5 protein-coding genes are annotated in these 15,883 nt (G+C 72.5%); all 5 read right to left on the bottom strand.

The window, feature by feature from the left end; all coding sequences use genetic code 11:
- Positions 1-29: 29 nt before the first annotated feature.
- Positions 30-782 (bottom strand): S1 family peptidase, encoded by a 753-nt coding sequence (locus AC07SQ_RS04695; protein WP_495270600.1) that lies wholly within the window; start codon positions 780-782, stop codon positions 30-32.
- A 90-nt stretch (positions 783-872) separates the two neighbouring features.
- The gene (locus tag AC07SQ_RS04700; RefSeq protein ID WP_495270599.1) at positions 873-13,382 is read right to left on the bottom strand and encodes a filamentous hemagglutinin family protein; all 12,510 of its coding nucleotides are present in this window, start codon (positions 13,380-13,382) and stop codon (positions 873-875) included.
- 140 nt (positions 13,383-13,522) lie between these two features.
- Entirely contained in the window at positions 13,523-14,533 is a 1,011-nt protein-coding gene (locus AC07SQ_RS04705; RefSeq protein WP_495270598.1) for a FecR family protein, read from the bottom strand.
- Complete coding sequence (locus tag AC07SQ_RS04710; protein WP_070061142.1) at positions 14,533-15,087, bottom strand: RNA polymerase sigma factor; 555 nt, start codon at positions 15,085-15,087, stop codon at positions 14,533-14,535. Before AC07SQ_RS04710 ends, AC07SQ_RS04705 begins: the two co-directional genes overlap by 1 nt.
- A 7-nt stretch (positions 15,088-15,094) precedes the next feature.
- Entirely contained in the window at positions 15,095-15,763 is a 669-nt protein-coding gene (locus AC07SQ_RS04715) for an STN domain-containing protein (RefSeq protein WP_495270597.1), read from the bottom strand.
- Positions 15,764-15,883: the final 120 nt, after the last annotated feature.

The following is a 15,883-nucleotide window of genomic DNA, read 5'->3' on the forward strand; positions in this document are numbered from 1 at the left end:
AGTTCCAATGAAAAGTCGAAGAAGGACGCTCACCCGCACAGCACGCCGACCGACAGGGTCGAGGCCCGTGCGGCGGGCGACTGCTGCGGGCCGAGCTGCGGTTCGCGGCTTTGCGTGTAGGCGATGCCGTGGGCGTCCAGGAAGTCGCGCAGGCGCGCCGCCGGCACCGCGCGCACCCGCGTCACGCCGCCCGCCACGCCCGCGGCCGAGGCCGCGCGGCTGAGCACCATGCCCGACGCATGCGGCGCGGCGGCGACACGCTCGACCACCACGCCGAGCAGCAGGCCGTCGGCGCCCAGCACCGCGCTGCCGCTGGCGCCGGGTTGCACGCCCGACAGCAGCTGCAGGCCTTCCACGCCAGGCACGGTCATGGCATTGCTGAGCAACGCCGCGCGATCGGGCATGCGCTGCAGCACCGTGTAGGCCTCGGTGAACACGCCCACGCTGCCCGAAGCCGGCGTGCGCGCGTCCGCCGCGAGCGTGGCGTGCAGGTACGGCGTGAGGGTGGTGCGCAGCACCGCGACGTCGAGCTCGGTGCTCTCGGCGATCACCCGGGCCTGCGCCACCTGCGCGTCCTTGAGGGCGAACAGCGAACGGCAGTCCGCCACCGCATGGCGCGCGGTCAGCACGTCGCCGGCGGCGTTGAGGAACACGCCGCTGGCGTTGGCCTCGGGCGGCGCGCCATGCGCCGCACCGGCCAGGACGGCGAACGCCAGGGCGAACAGGAACGACGCCCACGGGCGCGGGCGGGGGCCGGCAGAAGACAACAGCAGAGGGGGCATCGGACAGTCACGAAAGCTCTGAGACAAAGACGGAACTGCGCGCCCCGGAATGTCGTTTGTCACAAAAATTTCATCTGCCGCCCTTCCCTCTCACTGCCCCAGCAAACGCCGCTCCTGCGCCGTGAGCTTGGTCTTCTGCGCATCGCCCAGCGGCCCGCGCCCCAGCACCTGCACCGGGCTGTGCGCGTCGTAGCCCACCGGACGCGCCGTGGAACGGCCCGCATCGGCCGGCGCGGCGGCGCCGTCGGGGGCCTCGTTGCCGAAGCCCAGCACGCGCACCGAAAACACCGACGGCAGCGCCTGGCGCGCCGCCGCGCGTTCGCGCTGCATCGCCTCCTGCGCCGCGCCCACGGCCTGCGAGGCCGCCGCGCTGGCGTTGGTGAGCGCGCCTACGTTCACCGAAGCCACCACCGGCAGGCCGGCCGACTCGCCCTTGACCTGGATGTTGGCCGCGTTCACCACCTGCAGGGCCGCGAGGTTCACATTGCCCGACACGCGGATGCCCGCCTCGCCCGCGTCGATGGTGCCCAGCGGCGCGATCAGGTCCATGTCGCCCGCCGGCACTTCGGCGATGGGCGCCAAGGTGGCCAGGCCGGCGCCCGAGCTGGGCACCTGCGACGACAGCTTCACGTTGCCGATGTTGTCGTACACGCGCTTGGGCGGCGTGTAGACCAGCGTGGTCTTGGAACCCCGGCCGGCGTTGATGTCGCCCTGCTCCGACCAGGCCAGCACGTCGCCGCCGAAGGTGGTCATCACGCGCGACAGGCCCAGCAGCAGGCTGCCTTCGCTGAACAACTGGATGTGGCCCATGCCCTGCGTGATCACGCCCGCGCTGCCTGGCGGCACCGCGCCCTGCACGCCCACCACGATCTGCCCGCCCGGCGCCATCATCTGGATGTCGCCGCCGAAGTCGGTGTGCACGCCCGACGGGCCGTACAGGATGATGTCGCCGGTGCGCACGATCTCCTGGCCCGCCGCGTCGAGGTCGGGGAACAGCGTGGCGATCATGCCGCGCCCGCGCAGGTAGCTGCCGTAGCGCGGGCCGTCCACGTCGTTGTACTCACGCCCGCCCGCACGCAGCTCGGCGAAGTACACGCCGCGCAGGAACACGCGCTGCTGCTCGGGTGCCAGCGCCTTGAAGTACGCGAGCGCGCTGCCCGGGTCCTTCGCGTCGGCGCTGGTGGCGACGAAGCCGTAGCGTTCCTTGAGCCATGCGGCCAGCTCGGCGTCGTAGGTCTTCACCACGCGGCCCGGCTGGCTCGCCAGCGACTGGCCGGGGCCCGACTCGGCGCGCTTCGCGGGGTCGAGGTAGCGGTCGGCGATGGCCGAGAAGTCCGGCCCGCCCACGCCCATCGGGCCCATGCCGGCCATCATCGCGATGCTCGCGCCGGGGCGCGTGTCGCCCTCGGCCAGTGCGCCGCGACTCACCACGCTGGCGCGGTCGTCCTGCGTGATGTGGCGGCCGGCCGACACCTCCAGCGTGCCGGGGCCCGCCACCTGCAGGTTCGCGTACAGGATGTCGCGCCCGGCCTGCACCAGCGACACGTCGCGCGGGTCGTTGTTCACGATCAGCGCCTCGGTGCCGACGATGTCGCGCCCGGCGCGGATGCGTGCCGGCGCGGCCGAGCGGTACCAGGTCTCGGGCGCGGGTTCGCCGCTGGCCTGCACCTTGCGCGCCGTGCCGCTGGCCAGGCCCAGGATGTCGCCGCGCACGGCATAGAACAGCGAGGGCGGCGCATCGGCTGCGTGCAGCGCGCGGGGGCCCAGCGTGTCCGGTCCGAAGGCGAACAGAGGGTGGTTGTCGACCACCCCGTAGTTCGGCACGCCGGGCGATCCGACCATCGAGCCCTCCGGGCTGGTGTTGTAGACCACCGGCTGCTGGCGCGAGTTGTAGCCCACGAAGGCGGGCGCCCAGGGCGTGGGCAGCGGCGTGACCGCGCCCGACATCCCCACCGGATAGCCGCCGCCGAACAACGAATTGCCCGCCAGGAACTCGAGCGCGCCCGAGGGCGACGGCGCGAGCACCAGCGCACGGCCGGGCGCCTCCTTGGCCGGCGTGGCCGAGAAGCCGTAGTACAGGCTGCCCGAGGCCGCCGTCGCGCGCAGGATCGACGGATAGACCGTGACGTTGTCGCTCATGTTGATGCTGCCCAGGTACCGGCCGGCGGCCTCCCGGTTCGCCAGGTCGGTGCCGGGCGTGAGGTTGCCGCCCGCGCTGAACAGGTTGATCGCGGTGCGGTCGGTCCACAGCGTGAACCAGCCCTGGCCGATGCCGTACTCGGTGCCGCCGAACTTGAATGCCGAGCTGTTCGGCACCCGCGCGCGGCCCGCGTCGGCCACGCTGGTGAGCACCAGGTCGCCCGGCGTGTCCAGGTACATCGCCGAATCGCCCGGCACGAGCACGATGCCGGCATTGCCGACGCCGATGGTCGGGGTGAAGGGGTCGATGGGGCGCGTGTCTTTCACATCGCCCTCCTGGCCCGGCAGCGAGAACGCGTACTTGCGGTAGCGCACCTCGACGCCGCCGATGGCGGAGGCCGACACGGTGGCCGCGCCGCGCAGGTTGACCAGGGCGCCGTTGAGGTCCTGGTACTGCGTATTGGTGCCAGAGCTGCCGTACTGCGCCGCGGCCAGGTTCGGATTGACCACGCCGCCGATGCGCAGCTGCAGGTCGCCGCCGCCGGTGAGCGTCAGTTGCCCGTTCGCATCGACGCGGCCCGTGCTGCCGACCGCCGCCACGATGGCCTCGCTGCGCTGCCAGACCTGGCCGTTGCCCAGTCGCGTGGTGAGGCCCGCGTCGCCGCCCGCGCGCAGCGTGAGGTTGCCGCCGCCCAGCGTGCCCATGCCGGTGAAGCCCACCAGGAAGGGCTCGGGGCTGCTGTCGGTGCTGACCTGCGCACCGGCCGGCAGCGCGTAGGTGCCGAAGTTGATCCACCACGACGTCGCGATGCGGTCGCTGCCGGGCAGGGCCGTGCCCGAGCCCTGGCGCCACAGCCAGCTGCCCACCGCGGCGCTCGGCGCCTGTCCGCGCTCGCCCCCGAAATGACCCCAGACGTCGCCGACGACGTTGCCGCCCACCGTGATGTCGAGGTTGCCGCCCTGCTCGGGGTACCAGGCCTGGTAGGCCGCGAGCGCGGCGCTGTAGTCCGCCGTCTGCGGGCCGATCACCGAGCCGCCGACGGCCTTGCCGCGTGCGAGGTTGAAGGGGTCGAGCCCGTTGGCGTCGAGCAGCGGCGCCGAGCGCGTGCCGGCCGTGTAGACGCCGAACGGCGACTCCATGACGAAGTTGCCGGCCGCCGCCAGGCCCAGGTCGCCCGTGCCGGTGCGCAGCACGCTGAACATCGGCGACAGCGGCGTGTACTTGGTGACGTCCTTGACGGGGTTGATGACCGTCGTGCAGATGCCCGGCCCCCACTCGCAGATCGTGACGTATTCGGGCAGCACCGGCGTGCCCTCGACGAAGCTCGGGTCCCAGTCGTCGCCGTTGGGGCCCCAGAAGTAGGAAAGGCGCGCCGGGTCGACCACGCAGGTGCCCTCACCACCCCAGTCGCAGTAGCCTGCCTCGAAATCCAGCGGGTCCATCGGCGTTCCCTCGTCGTGGCCCCACATGGGCCCGTTCGGACCCCACAGGAAGCCGCTGCCGCCCGGCGTGAGCTTGACGTTGTACATCGCGTGGCTGTCGGCCAGGATGAGCGCGCCGTGCTTGGCCGGATCGACCGCGCGGCGGTCGGCCGAATCCAGGTCGGCGCCGGCCGTGAGCTGCAGGCTCCAGCTCGTCGCGCCCTGCCCCAGCATCGGCGCCACGGCCCAGTTGCGGCCCTGCACGCCGTCGACTTCGGGCCGCAGGTTGACGGCCGCGTCGTTCGGCAGCTGCACATCGGTCAGCGACGGAATCACCGCGCCGCGCGCCAGCGCGATGGTGCCGTCGGCCTTCATCGCGACCGGCAGCCGCACGCCCTTGGGCCACACCATCGCCTGCACGCTGGCCTCGGCACGCAGCGCGGTGCCCGCGCCCAGCTTCATGCCGCTGTCCAGCACCACGGCCTCGCCCAGCACCGTGCCGGCCTTCAGGCGCACGCTGCCGTCGGCGTTGTAGACGTTGGCGCGCAGCACCGTGCCGGCGGGCAGCGTGTAGGCCGCGCCCAAGGTCACGGTCACGGGCAGCACCGTGCCGGCCGGCAGCGCCATGGCTTCGGCGGGCACGTCGTAGTTCAGCAGCGCGTCCTTCGGGAACACGGTGCCCTTGTCGAGCACCACGCCGTCGATCGGCACGACGATGTCGCCGCCGTCGGGCGTGAACGGCGTGCCGAACTTCGTGCGCTGCTCGGTGAGGTACCAGCCCTTGTCGTCGGGCGTGGCCGGCGGCGGCGCGAAGCCGTCGTTGATGCTGCCGTACACGTTGAGGTTGCCGCCCGCGCGGATCACCAGCACGCCGGGCTCGCCGAAGCCGCGCCGCGCCGGGTCGGTGCGGTTCGCGCCCGGACCGTAGCGGTAGCCCGAGAGGTCGATGTCGCCGACCACGCTGAGGTCGCCCTCGCCGGTGCTGCTGACGATCTCCACGCCGGGGCGCAGGTGGTAGCTGCCCAGGCCCGCCAGGCGCGCCGAGAGCGAGGTGTTGGCCAGCGCCTTGTCGATGAAGGCACTGCTGTGGCCGTCGATCTCGTCGAGGTACTTCTGCGTGATGAGCTGCGGCACATGGCCCGTGACGTCGGGCGCGCTCGCCAGCGGTGCGTCGCTGTAGGTGCGGAAGGCGTTGACCGCGATGGTCTTCGCGCCCTGGATCGCGGGCGTGCCGGCGACGTTCACCGCCACGTCGTTGTCGCCGCGCCGCGGCGCGTTCAGCGCGAGCGTGCCGCGCGCGATGCCGTCGTTGCCTTGTGCCGCGCTCACGGCCGTGCCGGCGCGCAGGTCGATGGCCGCGCCGCCGCCCAGTGTCAGCGTGCCGTGCGTGCTCGTGAGGTCGACGATGGCGCGGTTCGGGCTGTCGATGATCTTGCCGTAGCTGTCCACGCGCAGGCCGGTGGCGTGCGCGTCGAGCGTGCCGTTCACCGTGAGGTCGCCCTTGGCCGCGAGGCGGATCGCGCCCACCTGGAAGCCGCTGGCGTCGATGCGGCCGTTCACCGTGAGGCTGCCGCCATCGAGCGTGACCTCGACCACGCGCGCCTTCACTTCGTCGCCGATGGCGAGGTCGCCCTGCTTGATCTGGAAGCGCCGCGCGCCGGTCACGCCGCCTTCGTTCAGGCGCGTGTTCAGGCCTGCAAAGTCGGCCACGGTCTGGCCGCGCAGGCTGATCTCGGCCGCGTCGTAGGGCACGATGGTGCCGCCCGCGTCATACGTGCCGCTCGCGGTGCCGAGGATGCGTCCGCCCAGGTCGATGCGGCCCGCGCCGGTGCCCAGCGCCGTCGCCTGCAGCGTGCCGCCGCGGTTGTGCGTGGCCGACAGGTCGATCACCGCGCCCGCCGCCTGCGCGATGTTGCCGGCCGTGCTCGTCACCTCCAGGTCGCCGCCGCGGCTGTAGCGCGTCTGCTCGAAGAACTTCACGGCGCGGCCCGCGAGGTCGATGCGCGAATTGGCGCCCAGCGTCACGTCGCCGCTGGCCGTGAGCTGCAGCTTGCCCGAGGGCAGGCCGACCGTGCCGTCGATGGTGATGTTGCGGCCCGTGAGCGCCAGTTGCGCGCCCAGCGCCGCATCGCCGGCCGGCTGCGCGCCTGCCGGTGCGCTCACCACGATGTCGCCGCCCGCCGTGATGCGGTTGTTCGAGCCGGCCTCGCCGGTGAGCAGCGGGGTGCGCAGGTTCAGCTGGCCGCCCGTGTGGTCGTAGCCCTTGCCCGTCACGTACGCACCCTGCTGGTGGTACACGCCTAGCGTGCCCTTGCCGTTGGCGGTGATGCGCTCGCTCGCGTTCAGGTTGACCGTGCCGAAGCCCAGCGCGAGCCGGTCCGCCGAGTAGCCCGCGTCGGGTTGCGTGTTGGGCGCGTGGCCCAGCACGATGCGCGCGGCCGACACGTCGAGCGTGCCGTGGCCCAGCAGGCTGCCGATGGCGCCGCCCGGTGCGTTCCCACCGGGAAAGATCTCGTCGTTGCCGGGCGGGCGCGGCGTGAGGCCGGTCCAGATGAATTCGCCGGTCGTGATCTTCGCGGTGTCGCCCGCGCCGCCGTAGCCGTAGATGGCGGGCGTGCCCAGCACCAGCCGTTCGATGGACGACACGCCGGTGGCGGGGTCGAGCGTGTCCAGCGACACCGCGCCGTAGATGTTCACCGACTCGCGCGCGTTCAGCACCAGCGTCTCGACCGCGGGCACGCCTTCGCCCTTGTTGCCGGCCAGCAGGTTCGCCAGGATGCCCTGGTTCATCGACAGGCCCGACGGCAGCTGGCCGTTGGCGGCCGCCTGCTGCAGCGCCGCGTCGCTGCCCAGGTTGACCGCGGACACCGCCAGCAGCAGGTTCTTTGCGCCGTAGCGCACGTTGTCGGCCATCGTGAACGCGCGGTTGGTGGCCACGGCCAGCGTGCCCTCGCCGTACAGCGTGGTGTGGCCGGTGCAGGCGCCGCTGGGGCACCCGCCGATCTGGACCGTGGCGGGTATCCCCCCGGCGACGGGCGGCAGCAGGTTGATCCAGCCGTTCGACAGGCCCAGCACCCCGCCCAGGCCCGCCGAGAACACCACGCCGTCGGTGGAATCGTAGGCCGGCGCACCGGCGCCCAGCGTGTTCAGCGACGCGCCCTGCTCCACCTGGATGCCGTCGCCGTAGCCGCCGGCCACGAGGAAGATCTCGGCGCCGCGCAAGGTCGCGCCGCTGCGCACGACGACATGGCCAGTGTTCGACTTGAAGGTCGCGTAGTTGTCGGCATACGGCAGATCGATCTGGCCACCCAGGATCATCCGTGGCGCGCCGAAGGCGTTGAGCTGGTCGGCCTGCAGCGACGCGCCCGTGAACCCGGCCGTGCGCTGCGCGCCCGGCGCCGTCACCTCGATGGCGATGCCCTTCGCCGACAGCGTGCCGCCGAAGCCCGCGCTGCCGGCCGCCGGATTGAACAGCGCCGTGCCGTCGAACTGCAGCATCGACACGCCGTCCTTCGGCTTGGAATAGAAGTAGTCCAGCAGCAGGTTGCGGGCGTCGGCCGCGATCTCGCCGCGCACGCCGCCGCGGCGTGCCGCGTCGGCCACCACGAAGGTGTCGTAGCCCATTTCGTTGTAGCTGGCGTGCTGCTTCACCAGCGCCGCCGGCGTGACGACCAGCTGGCTGGCCAGCGACGACTTCACCGCCGTGTTGGCCACGCCGAGGTAGCCGCTCGCCACGTACGAGCCATAGCCGGCCGCCAGCGGCGTCGCGGGCAGCGCGCTTTGCGCCCCCACTTCCACGCGGAAGGCACCGGGCAGCAGCGCGTAGGTCGAAGGCAGCAGCGTGTAGGTGCCGGCCTTGAGCCCGCCCACGTCGTGATCGAGCGTGACCTGCCGGCCGATGGCCGGCTCGCCGGCGCCGGCATCGGGCGACACCGGCGCGTAGCCGCCCTGGAAGCCCGGCACGATGGCGTACACGCCGTTGCCCGCCTTGCTGAAGGTGTTGGCCGGATTGGCATTGGCCAGCGGCGTGCGCAGCACGTCCACCGAACCGCCGCGACCGCTCACGAAGCCCGCGCCCGTGAGCTCGCCGCCGCCCGACAGGTCGAGCAGCGCGCCCTGGTGCCCGACCACGCTGTCGCCCGTGAGCAGGATGCCGCTGCTGCCGATGGCCCGCTTGTCGATGGGCGCGCCCGCGACGCTGTAGCCGATGCCGTCGGTCGTGCCGCCATAAGGCATGAGCAGGCCGGCGCCGCTGACCGAGGTGATGCTGCCCGGCAGCAGGTCGACCACGGTGGCGCGCGCCTCGAAGGTGCTGCGCCCGTCCTGCCCCACGATCAGGTTGCCCAGCGGCGCGCGCACGATGCCGCCCTGGCGCACCGTGCCGCCGCCGAGCGCGAGCGTGCCGAATGCCGACTGCGGCATCGCCACGTCGCCCTCGACCTGGCGACGGATGTCGAGCACGCGGCCCTCGTCGTAGCCCGCACGGATCTGCGCGTTGGCGCCGGTGGCGGGGTAGATCTGCGCGGCGGTGAGCGTGAGGTCGCCCAGCGTCGCCAGCTCGGTCGTGGTCGCGCCGAGCAGGCCGAGCGTGGGCGTGCCGCCCAGCAGGCGCAGGTCACCGCGGCTGGTCATGTGCACGGCGTCGAAGCCGCGGCGGTCCACCACCTGCGCGGGGCCGGTCTTCATGGCGATCTCGCCGTGCGCGCCGAAGCCCACGCGGTCGCGGATGTCGATCAGGTCGGCCTCGGCCGTGAAGGTGGCCTCGCTCGCGCGGGTCGATGCGCCGTGGCGCCAGGTGGTGGTGTAGATCACCTCGTTGTCCTGCTTGGGCGCACCGGTCACGCCGGCCAGCCGCAGGTAGGACGAGGCGAGCCGCACGCTCGAATCGGTGGCCGCGCTGTCGGCCAGCGCGAAGCTGCCGGCGTACAGGCGCAGGCTCTGCGCGGTCGTGAGGTCGACGTGGCCGTCGAAGCTCAGCAGGCCGTTGACCAGCAGCGAGAGGTTGCCGAAGCCGCCGTCCCGCACCTGGTCCGCGCTCAGGCGCCCCTTGCCGTAGGCCAGTGCCGCATCGGCATGGCCCGGCTTGAGGGTGGCCGGCAATCCGCTGGGCTGCTGCGCCTGCGAGATCACCAGCTCGCGCGCCTGCCGCACGGCGTCGTCGACGGTGTAGATCTTCGAGAACACCGGCGCTTCGAGCGCCATCGCGAGCGTGCCGCCCGCCGCATTCGCGCCGCCCGCGTGGGCGCGCAGCGTGCCGTCCAGGTACAGGCTGTGCGCCGACTTGAGCACGATGCTGCCGCCGTCGCTGGCCACGTCGAGTTCGCGCCACAGGCCGCCCACGGCCGGCACGTCGATGCGCGCGTGGCTGCCCGAGGCATCGAGCAGCGCACCGGGGCGGATGACGATCGCCACGTCGGGTGCGTTGGCCGCGCCCTTGGCTTCCCAGTCGAGCGCGCCGCCGATGGAGATGGTGCCGCCGTTGCGCACCGTGCCGTAGCGGCGGCCGTCGTCGTCGATGCCGGTCTGCGCGCGCGCCGCCACGTCGAGCACCGCGCCCTCACCGATCCACATCGAGCGGTTGTGCGGCTGCAGCGACGTGCTCAGCGGCGAGTTGAAAGACGGTGCCTCGATGTCGATGGCGATGCGCCCGCCCCAGGCGTTGAGCCGGCCATCGACCACGAAGCTGCTCAGGCCGCCGCCGAGCAGCTGGATCGAGCGGCCCGGATCGACGGTCACCACCGCGCCCGCGCCGATGGCGATGTTGCCGCCTTCGGTGATGCGGCGCTGCGAACGCAGCACGAGGTCGGCGCCCTGGCGCTGCACGGCCTGGCGGTTCACCGTGTCCTGCTGCAGCAGCGGCGGCGTCCATAGTTGCAGCGCGATGCCGCCTTCATGGTCGGCACCGGCCCCGGGCGCGATGCGGTAGACCGGCATGAGCACGTCGAGCTGCGCGCCCGGCGCGACCGTGAGGCCCGCGTGGCCGTTGAAGTCGTAGGTGGAAAAGCCCGACTGCAGGCGCGACGCGTCGAGCACGAGCTGCGTCGCGTCCGACAGCGCCGGGTCGGGGCCGATGAGCAGCGCGTGGCCCGTTTCGATCTTCAGCGTGCCGCCGCCGGTCACGCCATGGCCGCGGATCTCGCCGCCGAGCGACAGGCGCCCCTTCGCATCGGTGGGCGACGCGGCCGAGTCGGCCACCAGCGTCACGTTGCCGCCCTTGCCGCCCTTCTGCTTGCCCTTGGCCAGCAGCGCCGCGCCCGACGACACGTCGATCAGGCTGCCCTGCCCGACCGTCACGCCGTGCGTCGATTCGAGGCGCACCGTGCCGCCGTCGATGACCGCGAGCGTGGCCGAGTCTTCAGGCGCCGTGCCGATGTCGACGCGGCGTCCGCGCAGGTCGAGCGTGACGCCGTCGCGCACGGTGAGCGACGAATCGGCGTCCTTCGCCAGCACGCGCGGCTGGGCCCCCGCCACCGGCGACATGAAGACATTGCCGGCTTCCAGCGCGCCGCCGCGCACCGTGACGTCGGCGCCGATGTCGATGAACGCGCCGAGCAGGGCCATGCGCCCGCCGTCGGCCAGCGTGAGCGCCTTCTCGACGTTGATGCTGCCGCGCGTGCCGATGTCGAGCACCGACAGGCGCTGCGCATTCAGGTGCGCCGCGTCGAGCCACAGCGTGCCGATGCGCTCGTCGGCCAGCGCGTCGGCCGCGGCCATCTGCTGCGTGACCGGTGCCACGTCGCCGAAGCGCACGTCGGTGTCGAACAGGTCGATGCGGCCGAGCGCGCCGTAGCGCCCCAACGCCAGCACGCCGCCGCGCGCCACCGCGCTCTGCGACTGGCGGTAGCCGTCGTCCAGCGCGGCGTCGCGGGCGCGCGTCTGCTGCGCGCCGTTGAACACCTCGGCCACGATGTCGCCTTCGAGCACCGCCGTGGGCGCGCTCACCACCAGCCGGCCGGCGTCGCGCCCGACCGTGTAGCCGTTCTCCAGCTTGCGCTGCGGCCCGATCAGCGGGTTGTAGAAATAGTCGGTGTTCGCCTTGCCCCAGCGCACGTGCTCGGCCTCGAAGCCCTTGTAGACACCGTCGAAGAGCATGTCCGACGGGGCCTTGTCCAGGCTGTACAGGCGCCCGTCGCTGCCCTTGAGCCAGGTCTGGTTCAGGAAGCCGGTCTGCACGTTCAGCGAGCCGCCCGACAGGTTGACGCTGGAGCCCGCCTGCGTCAGCACCTCAGCGCCGCCCAGCACCACGGTGCCGCCCTGCGCGGCCCATTCGCCGATGCCGTGGCCCTGGTTGCCCAGGTAGCCGCCGACCTCCAGCAGGCCGCCCGCCGCGTACCAACGCTCGCCCTCGTAGCCGCCCACGCCGGGCGCCACGCGCACGAGCTTGCGCCGGTCGATCCACACGTCGTTGTTGAACAGCTTGCCGCTCTCGCGGTTGCGCGGGGCGTCGCGCATCTCGTTGCCCTGCACGTTGACCTTGACGTTGTTCGATTCCATCGTCACGTTCACGCCCACCGCGCCCGACACATCGAGGCGCGCCTTGTCGGCCACGAAGCTGCGGCGCGTGGCGCTGGCCGCGATCTGCCCGCCGGTGGCCAGCGTGAGCGACTCGCCCTCGAAGCGGATGTCGCCGCCCGAGACGATCTCGATGCGCGACTGGTCGCGGCGGTCCGACAGCCGCGAGAGGTTGTCGAAGAGCGCAGGCGGCACGAGTGCGCGTGCGGCGTCCTGCGCGGCCGACTCCTTGATGAGCGCGTCGCGCTGGCTGTCGAGTGCGCTGGCCTTGCCGTCGTCCTCGATCAGCACGGCCGTGACCGCGCCCTTGCCCAGCGCCACGTTGCCGCGCGTGTCGGCGGCCGAGTTCAGCAGGTGCACCGTGCCGCGCACGGCGACGGTGGAGCTGGCCAGCGCCACGCCGTCCTGGCGCACGTCGCGGCCGACCAGCGTGATGTCGCCTTCGCGCGCCACGATGAGGCCGGTGTTGCGCACCGTGCCCGCCGTGCTGTCGGCCGCGAACTGCGGCGCGATCTCGTTGCCGCGCGTGGTCGAGAAGGCATTGGCCTCGGTGCCCATGCCCTTGCGGATCACGAAGCTGTCGCCCGCCGCGAGCTGCGCCTGGCCCTTGCGCGCGGCGATCTCGCCGGCGTTGGCCACCTCCTTGCCCAGCAGCAGCACATAACCGCCGCCCTGCGTGACGGAGCCGGGCTCCTTGGTGGTCAGCCGTGCGCCGGCTTGCACCTCGACCTTGCCCTGGTCGTCCTTCGCCGTGGTGAAGCTCGGTGCGGTGTCGTTCGAGTAGATGCCGCGCGCCTTGAACTGGTCGTCGCCGATGTGGGCAGCGGCCGCCACGAGGTTGCGCGTGTCGGTCTGGCTGGTGCCGCTGAACACGATGCCGTTGCGGTTGGCGATGAGCACCGTGCCGTCGGCCTTGATCTGGCCCTGGATCTGCGACGGCCGCGCCTTCGGGTCGTTCACGCGGTTGAGCACGGCCCAGTCGGCCTGCTGCTTGAAATCGACCGTGGTGTTGCGCCCGACGTTGAAGGTCTCCCAGTTCAGGATGGCCTTGTCTGCCGTCTGTTCCACGGTGACGACGGTGCGGCCATCGACCTGCTTCTGCGAATCGCGGTTCAGCGCGCGGGCGTTGAGCCAGCCGGCGCTGAGCGAATTCGTGTCGACCTTCAGACCGCCGTCGGCCAGGCCGTCGGGCACCGAGGGATCGTTCAGCGCGGCGGCGCGTGCGGCGGCCTGCGCGGCCTGCTGCGCGGCGATCGCCTGCGCCGCGAGGCCCAGGTTGCCGAGCGACTGGCGCAGCTGCTCGTTGGCCTTCTGCTGCTGCGCCAGCGGGTTCGTCAGCATCGAGGCCGGCGTGCCGTTGGGCAGGTAGCCCGTGACCACGGCGGTGCCCTGCGCCACGTTCTTCTGCGCCATCCACGCGGCGCTGAAGGCGCGCTGCGCCTGTGCATTGCCCGCCAGGCCGGCCATGGCCAGCGCGAGGGCGGCGGCGTGCGCGACCGGCGCGCGGCGGAATGTCTTGTTGCTCATGTCATACCCCAGAGAAAAACCGTTCTGGAGAAGAGACCGGGCTCACCGGATGCGACCGACACGCGCGCTGCAAAAGTTCGGGAGAATTTGCGAACGAAGACGACGCGCCGCTTTTTTCACAGCCGCGTCACACAGCGCGGCTACCCGAGCAGCACGATGCCGGCGGGCAGGCTCGTGAGCTTCGCGCCGTAGCTCACGGCAATCAGCGTCTCGACATGCGGCAGCTCGTCCAGCCGCAGCCGCGCCTGCACCTTGCGGCGGCCGAGTTCGGCGCGCGTGACGATGAGGCGGCCCGGCCGGTAGCGGTTGATCTCGTCGACCACGGCCGCCAGCGGCGTGTCGTCGAACACCAGCACGCGCTCGCGCCAGGCGGCCACCGCCGCGAGGTCGGGCGCGCGCGCCACCTCGGCCTCGCGCCGGCCGCCGTAGCGGATCTGCTGCGCCTCGCCCGCCACCAGCACGCGCTCGCCGTCGCGCAGCTCGACCGAGCCCGCGAAGCAGGTCACGCACACCTCGCCGCCGGTGGCGCGCACATTGAAGCGGCTGGCCGCCGCGGCCACGAGGCGCGCGCCGCCCACCGTCATGGTGAAGGGCGCGCGGCGCGCCGCGTCGAGCTGCACCTGCGCTTCGCCGCCGAGCATGTCGAGCACGGGCGGCTCGCCCTCGGCGCCGCGCGCGAGGTTGAGGCTGGTCTGCGTGTTCATTTCGACCACCGCCGCCGCATCGGCGAGCACCACGCGGCGCTGCTCACCGGTGCCGGTGCGGTAGTCGGCCGTCATGTCGGACAGCGCGGGCCACAGGCCGGCCGGCGGGCGCACCACCACGAAGGCGGCGGCACCGGCCGCGAGCGCGGCGCCGAGGAACTGGCGGCGGCCGAACATCGGCGGGCGCGACATGGCGATGGCCGCGCGCGGCGGCGTGTCCATCGCGGGCATGCGCTTCGCCACCGCCTCGGCGGCGGGCCGGGTCAGGTCCCACAGGCGCGTCGCCTCGGCCATGGCCTGCGCGTGCTGCGGGCTGCGGGCGCACCAGCGGCGGAAATCCTGCGCGTCGCCGGTGGTGGCGCGGCCGGAGGTCAGGCGCACGAGCCAGTCGTGCGCCTGCGTTTCCAGCGCGGCGCGATCGCGGTCGGTCGGGGTGGGTGCGGCCATCATGTCTTCTCAGACTGTTTTCCGGCCCCGGGACCGAACCTCTGGATCACATCGCGTCCCAAACGACCCGCGCAATGCACCAGCGCGGCCTTCACTTCACGCTCGACGATGCGCACCGACACGCCGTAGCGCCGCGCCAGGTCGGCATGCGGCGTCTCGTCCACGCGCGAGGCGATGAAGATGTCGCGGCGGCGGCGCGGCAGCTCCTCGAGCGCGCGCTCCAGCGCCTGCACCTCGCTGCGCGCCTCCGAGACGCGGGCCGGGTCGTGGCTGTCGTCCGAAAAATGCAGCAGCTCCTCGACCTCCACGAAGTCGAGCAGCCGCCCGTGGGAGATGCGCCGGTCTTCCGCCACGTTCGACGCGATGCGCAGCAGGTAGGCCATGGGGCTTTGCACCGGGCCGGGGTCGCTCATGCGCTGCACGCGCAGCCAGGTTTCGTGCAGCACGTCGTCGGCCTGCTCTTCCGAGCCCAGGCGGCGGCGCAGGCGGTTGCGGAAGTCGATGTAGCGGCTGGTCAGCAGACTGCGCAGGAAGCCGGGGGTGTCCTGTTCCACGGCGTGCTCAGGGAGAAACCGCTGCGTCGCAGACGTCGGGGCGGTCGCCGGTGCGCGGCAGCAGCAGCACCGTGAGCGGCTGGTCGGCCTCGCCTTCGGGCGGACGGTCGAGCACCAAGGTGTTCATTGCCGCTTCGAGCGCGGCGTCGCGCTGCGCCAGGCCGGTGGAACTGAGCAGCCGCGTGCGCCGCACATGGCCGCTTGGGCCCACCCACAGCTGCACGAGCGCGCGGTAGGTGCCGGGGCGCGCATGCGGCCAGCGGCACAGCGTGCGTTCCAGCGCCTGCTGCACCACGCGCGCGTCGCGCGAAGACATGGCGGGGGCGGCGGGCGCGGCCGGTGTCGTCGCAACCGCGGGCGGCGGCGCCTCGGCCTCGACCAGCGTGAAGGTGCGCGCGTCGGTGTGGCGCGCGGCCAGCCGCGTGCCGGCCAGCAGGCGCTGCAGCGCCTCGCGCGGGGTGAACAGGCCGTGCAACGCGGCGGATTCGAGGCCGGCGGTGAGCTGCCCGTCGAAGAACACGGACTGCCCCGTCGCCTGAGCGTAGACCTGCACGGCGGTGGCCAGCGGCTGGGCCGGCAGGTCGAAGGCGATGCGCCCCGCCGCATCGGGCGAAGGCGCGGGTTCGCCGGCATGCGACACGGCCGCGAGGGACAGAATTCCGAGGATCAGGGTCAAGACACACACCCACCGTGACCGAGCAACGCGAGACATGCCGGGTCCTGTGACGAAGGAGGAATCGCAGGCGCCGGGTCGGTGCCGGGTACTGCTTTGGTGCTCGGAATGCTAGTGACGCTT

Source organism: Variovorax sp. GW821-FHT06D12 (assembly GCF_059419205.1).

Coding starts and splice junctions, on each gene's coding strand:
- AC07SQ_RS04695 (WP_495270600.1), bottom strand. CDS start 782: ATGCCCCCTCTGCTGTTGTCTTCTGCCGGCCCCCGCCCGCGCCCGTGG.
- AC07SQ_RS04700 (WP_495270599.1), bottom strand. CDS start 13,382: ATGAGCAACAAGACATTCCGCCGCGCGCCGGTCGCGCACGCCGCCGCC.
- AC07SQ_RS04705 (WP_495270598.1), bottom strand. CDS start 14,533: ATGGCCGCACCCACCCCGACCGACCGCGATCGCGCCGCGCTGGAAACG.